6 protein-coding genes are annotated in these 5,310 nt (G+C 64.4%); 4 read left to right on the top strand and 2 right to left on the bottom strand.

Annotated features, from left to right (window positions below):
• Positions 1-165 precede the first annotated feature (165 nt).
• From HYH07_RS36120 to HYH07_RS36110, 3 genes are read left to right on the top strand one after another with little or no spacing between them, the layout of a single operon-like run.
• Entirely contained in the window at positions 166-618 is a 453-nt protein-coding gene (locus HYH07_RS36120) for a DUF2231 domain-containing protein (protein WP_220006910.1), read from the top strand.
• A complete protein-coding gene (locus tag HYH07_RS36115) occupies positions 615-1,952 on the top strand; it encodes a sorbosone dehydrogenase family protein (RefSeq protein WP_220006909.1) in 1,338 nt (445 codons plus the stop codon). The genes HYH07_RS36120 and HYH07_RS36115 overlap by 4 nt, the downstream gene beginning before the upstream one ends.
• Before the next feature lie 28 nt (positions 1,953-1,980).
• On the top strand, positions 1,981-2,184 hold the full coding sequence (locus HYH07_RS36110; RefSeq protein ID WP_220006908.1) for a hypothetical protein: 204 nt from the start codon (positions 1,981-1,983) through the stop codon (positions 2,182-2,184).
• Between the two features lie 5 nt (positions 2,185-2,189).
• On the opposite strand, the gene HYH07_RS36105 is transcribed toward HYH07_RS36110, so the two are convergent.
• A complete protein-coding gene (locus HYH07_RS36105) occupies positions 2,190-3,125 on the bottom strand; it encodes a sugar kinase (RefSeq protein ID WP_220006907.1) in 936 nt (311 codons plus the stop codon).
• Entirely contained in the window at positions 3,109-4,152 is a 1,044-nt protein-coding gene (locus HYH07_RS36100; protein ID WP_220006906.1) for an SPFH domain-containing protein, read from the bottom strand. Before HYH07_RS36100 ends, HYH07_RS36105 begins: the two co-directional genes overlap by 17 nt.
• 103 nt (positions 4,153-4,255) lie before the next feature.
• Here HYH07_RS36100 and HYH07_RS36095 point away from each other — a divergent pair, with 103 nt between their 5' ends.
• Entirely contained in the window at positions 4,256-4,984 is a 729-nt protein-coding gene (locus HYH07_RS36095) for an NrtR DNA-binding winged helix domain-containing protein (protein WP_312016717.1), read from the top strand.
• Positions 4,985-5,310 lie beyond the last annotated feature (326 nt).

Below are 5,310 nucleotides of genomic sequence, written 5' to 3'. Positions count from 1 at the left end.
GCAGGCTCGAGAAGCTCGGCTGGCGCGCGACGACCTCGCTTCGCGACGGCTTGAAGCGCGCCTACGAGGCGTATCAGGCGACCCTGCTGGTTCCGCTGCAGCCATAGGAACCATCACCGCAAGCACGAGTTGGGCGCACGGGCAGGGCGACATACGAGACCTACCGTGCAAGATATCGTGCCCGTGCGCTCTACCGCGCAAATCGCGGGTCATCCCATTCATCCGATGCTGGTGCCGATCCCGATCGTGTGCTTCATCGGCGCGTTGCTGACCGACATCGCCTATCTCGTCTCTGCCGAGATCATGTGGGCGGATTTCTCCGCCTGGCTTCTGCTCGTCGGCGTCGTCTTTGGTGTGCTGGCTGCGATCGCCGGTCTGACCGATTTCCTCGGCAATCGCCTGGTGCGGGCGCAGACACCGGCCTGGCCGCATCTGATCGGCAACGCCGTGGTTCTGATCCTCGCGATCGTCAATGCGCTGATACACACGCGTGACGCCTGGACCTCGGTATGGCCATGGGGGCTGGTGCTTTCGGCGCTCACCGTGCTGATCCTGCCTGTGACCGGCTGGCTCGGCTGGGCCATGGTGTATCGCCACGGTGTCGGAGTTGCGCGATGATGTCTTTGCCAACGCGCGCGCTGCTGTGCGCTTCGCTTCTCGCTCTTCTCGCCGGCTGCAATGACGGCAGCGGCGATCCCAAGACGCAGATCGGCGCCAATCCTGTTCTGCCCGACATCCAGCAATATCTGCTGCCGCCGATGCACATCGCCCGCATCATCGGCTGGAAGAAGGACGAGACGCCTGATGTTGCGCAGGGCTTGCAGGTCAAGGCGGTCGCCACCGGCCTGCAGCACCCGCGCTCAATCTACGTGCTGCCCAATGGCGACGTGCTGGTGGTGGAATCCAAGGCGCCGAAGGCCGCCGCGATCAAGCGGCCCAAGGAGATCGTGATGGGCTATATCGAGTCCTGGGCGACCTCCGGCGGCGATACCGGACCCGGCAATCGCATCACGCTGCTGCGCGATACCAATGGCGACGGCGTACCGGATACGCAGAGCGTCTTCCTCGACCATCTCAATTCACCGTTCGGCGTCGCCCTGGTCGGCAACGACCTCTACGTCGCCAACACCGACGCCATCATGAAATATCCCTACGCCGAAAGCGACACCAAGATCACTGCGCCGGGCACGGTGCTGACGCCGCTGCCGGGCGGCCCGATCGACCATCACTGGACCAAGAGCCTGGTCGCAAGCCCGGACGGCTCAAAGCTCTATGTCGGCGTCGGCTCCAACAGCAACATCACCGAGAACGGGATGGAGGCCGAGCACAATCGCGCCGACATTCTCGAGGTCGACCGCGCCAGCGGCCGCTGGCGAATCTTTGCCAGTGGCCTGCGCAATCCCAACGGTCTCAGCTTCGAGCCGCAGACCGGCGCGCTGTGGACCGTGGTGAACGAGCGCGATGAGCTCGGGCCCGATCTCGTGCCTGACTACATGACCTCGGTGAAGGACGGCGCCTTTTATGGCTGGCCCTACAGCTATTACGGCCAGCACGTCGATCCCCGCGTCAAGCCGCAGCGGCCGGATCTCGTGGAAAAGGCGATCGTGCCCGATTACGCGCTGAGTTCGCATGTCGCGCCACTCGGGCTCGCCTTCTCCACCGGCAGCAGCCTGCCGGAAGCGTATCGCGGCGGCGCCTTCGTCGGCGAGCACGGCAGCTGGAACCGGCAGGTGCTGAACGGATACAAGGTTGTCTATGTGCCGTTCACGGACGGCAAGCCGAGCGGACCGGCGCAGGACGTCGTCACCGGCTTCCTCACCAGCGACAACCAGGCGCGCGGGCGTCCAGTCGGCGTCGCGCTGGACAAGACCGGCGCGCTGCTGGTCGCCGACGACAGCGGCAATACGGTGTGGCGGGTGACCGCGGCGCATCCGCAAGTGACGCAGCGATAGGCAAGCCGCGCAATGATAGGAGAGGATGATGGGCCTTGCCCAATATGCTGTTGTACCGGTGCAAGACGAGTGGGGCGTGCTGCATGACGGCGACGTCAAGAGCAGATACGCCACGAAGGAAGCCGCATTCGAGTCGGCTGTCGCCGCTGCATCTCTGGCGCTACGTGAGGGCCACGAAGTCCATGTCAGCGTGCCCGGCCGCGAGCCGGGCGAGAACGCGCTCGGAATCTAGCCGCTTCAGACGATCAGCCGGCCGCGCTTCCTGGCGATGCCGATCGTGACCTCGGCGCCCGCGTTGAAATCGAGGCGGTCGGCTTCGACACCGTCGCTGAAGATCACGCCGTTCTCCGCCATCAGCGAGCGGATGCGCAATTGCTCTTCGGATACGAGCCGGCCGCAGACCAGATTGGTCTCCGAGTGCCGGCTCGGGAAAGGCTCGCGCACGGCAAAGCGCAGCTCGGCGGCGTCCCAGGGCAGGGCCTCATAGCCCGTCAGCGACGGCGGCCGGCCGAAGCTGCCGGCGATGGCCAGCGAGCCGGTGACGATGCTCTTGAACCACGCGGTCGAGCCGAGCCCGGTCGAGACGATCAGCCCGCTCGAGGATTGCCGCTCCGTCGTCCCGCCGGCGGCGATCTCGTAGATCGCGGAGACATGCGTCCGCGCCCCGATGAAGAGGTCGTTCACCGCATGCAGCACCTGGCCGTCGCCGAGCCGCGCCTCCGCCATCGTCACGGCCTGGCTGTCGCGCTTGTCGGCGGCGACATCAGGCAGCAGCTTTGCGAGGTCGCGCGGCGCGAAGGGCAGCAGGATGCCGTCGTAGCGCGCCGGATCCGGATTGAGCCCGATCAGCGGATGGTCGTCGAGATATTTCATCGTATTGGCGACGACGCCATCCTGGCCGAGCGCGACCACGATGTCGTCAGGGGCGAAGATGAAGTTCGGCAGGAAAGCGCGCTCGATCACCTGATAGCGCCCCCATTGCTCGAGCACCTGAAGTGTCGCGCGCCGCTGCGCCTGGTAGACGTCGTGCTCCCTCTCATAGTCGGAGAAATCGGCGCCGAGATGCTCGACATAGAAGCGTGCCTGCGCCGCCGTCAGGTAACGCGCGACCAGGTCTTCCAGCCTGGTCTTGCGCGTCACCAGCACGATCTTGCGATCATTGGCGGCGGGCATTGGCGGCCTCCGGCTTCGGCTTCTCGATCAGCTGGCTGAGCAGGTCGGGCGAGACGTTGAGCTGGCCAATCTTCTCGGCCTTCTCGGCGATGCCGGAAAAGGCCTGCGCGATCAGCTGACCCGGCTGCATGCCGGCGGCGGCGAGCGCCTGGATCACGCGGGTGTCGACGCCCTCGAAGATCTTCATCAGCGCGCCGACGCGATAGGCCTCGGCATCTGCCAGCGTGCGGGTGTTTTCGGCGTTGAGGCCGACGAAATCCTTGCGCTTGCCTTCCAGCACGATGTCCGCGGCCATGCCGGCCTCGCGCAGCTCGTTGCGCTTGGCGGCAACGCTCGCCTCGGCATCCATCTGGGTTTCGCGGATCGAGCGCTTCTTCTGCTCCACCGCGATCTCGGTGTCGAGCTCGCTCTCGCGAATGGCGCGCTCCTGCTCGACGGCGAAATTGCGCCGGGCGAAGATCGCTTCGTCGGCGTTCTTCAAAATCGCTTCGCGCGCCTGCGCCTCCAGCGCCTTCGCCGTATCAGGCGTCGGCTTGATGCCGCGGATCGAGACGCCGAGGATTTCGAGGCCGAGGGCCTCGATGTCGGCGCGTCCGCGCAAGCCGCCGGCGATGATCTCGGCGATGCGGTCGGAGGCCTGCAGCGCCTCCTTCAGCGTCAGCTCCTTGATCGCCTGCTGCGCCAGCACCTCGACCGTGCCGAGAATGCGCTCCGGCAGCTTCTCCGGATCGTCGCTCTCATAGGTCTTGCCGTCGGGCTTCAGGGTGAAGTTGAGCATCGAGGCCGCCTTCTTCGGCTCGCTGACGCGATAGGTGATGTGGCCCTGCACGGTCAGGGTCTGAAAGTCGCGCGCGATCTGCTGAAAGATGAAGGAGGCGTCGCGGCTGCCGACCGGCACGGCGACGAGCGTGGTCACCGGCGCATAGTAGAACGCCGAGAGGCCGGTGCCCTCGGCGACAACGGCACCGGCGCGGTACTTCATCAGATAGGTGGTGGGCTGGGCCTTGATAAACCTTATGCCGAACATGGCTGTCTCCAAATGGCTGATTATAAGTTGGTCTGAGCAACTAAGTAAGTTGGACTGTACAACTAACTATGCTACTGTCAAGGCCCAACGAAGGAGGCTGCCGGTGGCGGGCGAGAATCGGGCCGAAGACTTTGAAAAATCAGGAGATCTGGACTTCCCGCGGCCGCTGACCACGGTCGACGTCGTGATCTTCTCGATTCGCGACGACCAGCTCCAGGTGTTGCTGGTGCGGCGTCCGGCCGGTGAGGGCGAGCCCTTTCCGCAGGCTCTGGCACTCCCAGGCGGCTTCGTCGACGTTGTGAAGGACCGCGATCTCGCGGCCTGTGCAGCGCGCAAGTTGAAGGAGAAGACCGGAGTCACCGCTCCTTATCTGGAGCAGCTCGGAAGCTGGGGGAGCGCCTCGCGCGATCCGCGCGGCTGGTCGGCAACGCACGCCTATTTCGCGCTGATTCCGGAAGAGGCGGGCGCGCTCACGCCAGATGCGCGCTGGTTTCCGATTCAAGGCGGCAGGCTCAAGGAGAAGCTTGCCTTCGATCACGGCGACATCCTGGCCAGCGCGATCCAGCGCCTGCGCAACAAGGTGGAATACACCTCGCTGCCCGCTTACCTGATGCCCGCGGAATTCACGCTGCCCGATTTGCAGCGGGTCTACGAGATCGTGCTTGACCGTCCCTTGGAGAAGAGCGCCTTCCGCACCCGGATCCTGTCGGCCGACATGATCGAGCCGGTGGCGAAAATGCGGCGCGGCCCGAACCGTCCGGCGCAGCTCTATCGCCTGAAGAAGAACAGCAAGCCGGTGTATTTCGTGCGGACCTTCAATCCGCCGGAGTGATGCAACGTGCGCCCGCTCCGGACGCGCATAACATCATGTTAGGTTTATCGCATAACAGGGTAATTGTGTTAGTGCGGTGACAGCCTATTATCGCATCACTCAAGTACGTATCGGCAGTGACAAACGCTGGCGGAGAAGTCCACACAGCGCGCGGAGAGGGCTGCCCAATTTCTCCAAGAAGCCCGCCAAGGGATGTCAGAAAAAACCAATTTGGAGGACTCCCAGGATGACCGGAATCCATCAGGTGAGCCAGTCAAGGAAGGCCGCTGCGAGCGGCTGGATCGGGTCGGCTCTCGAATATTATGACTTCTTCATCTATGCGACCG

This window comes from Bradyrhizobium sp. BR 10261, assembly GCF_019455395.1.
GTDB lineage: Bacteria > Pseudomonadota > Alphaproteobacteria > Rhizobiales > Xanthobacteraceae > Bradyrhizobium > Bradyrhizobium manausense.
The sequence above is the reverse complement of the archived record's forward strand: the minus strand, read 5'-3'. Positions and strand labels throughout refer to the sequence as shown.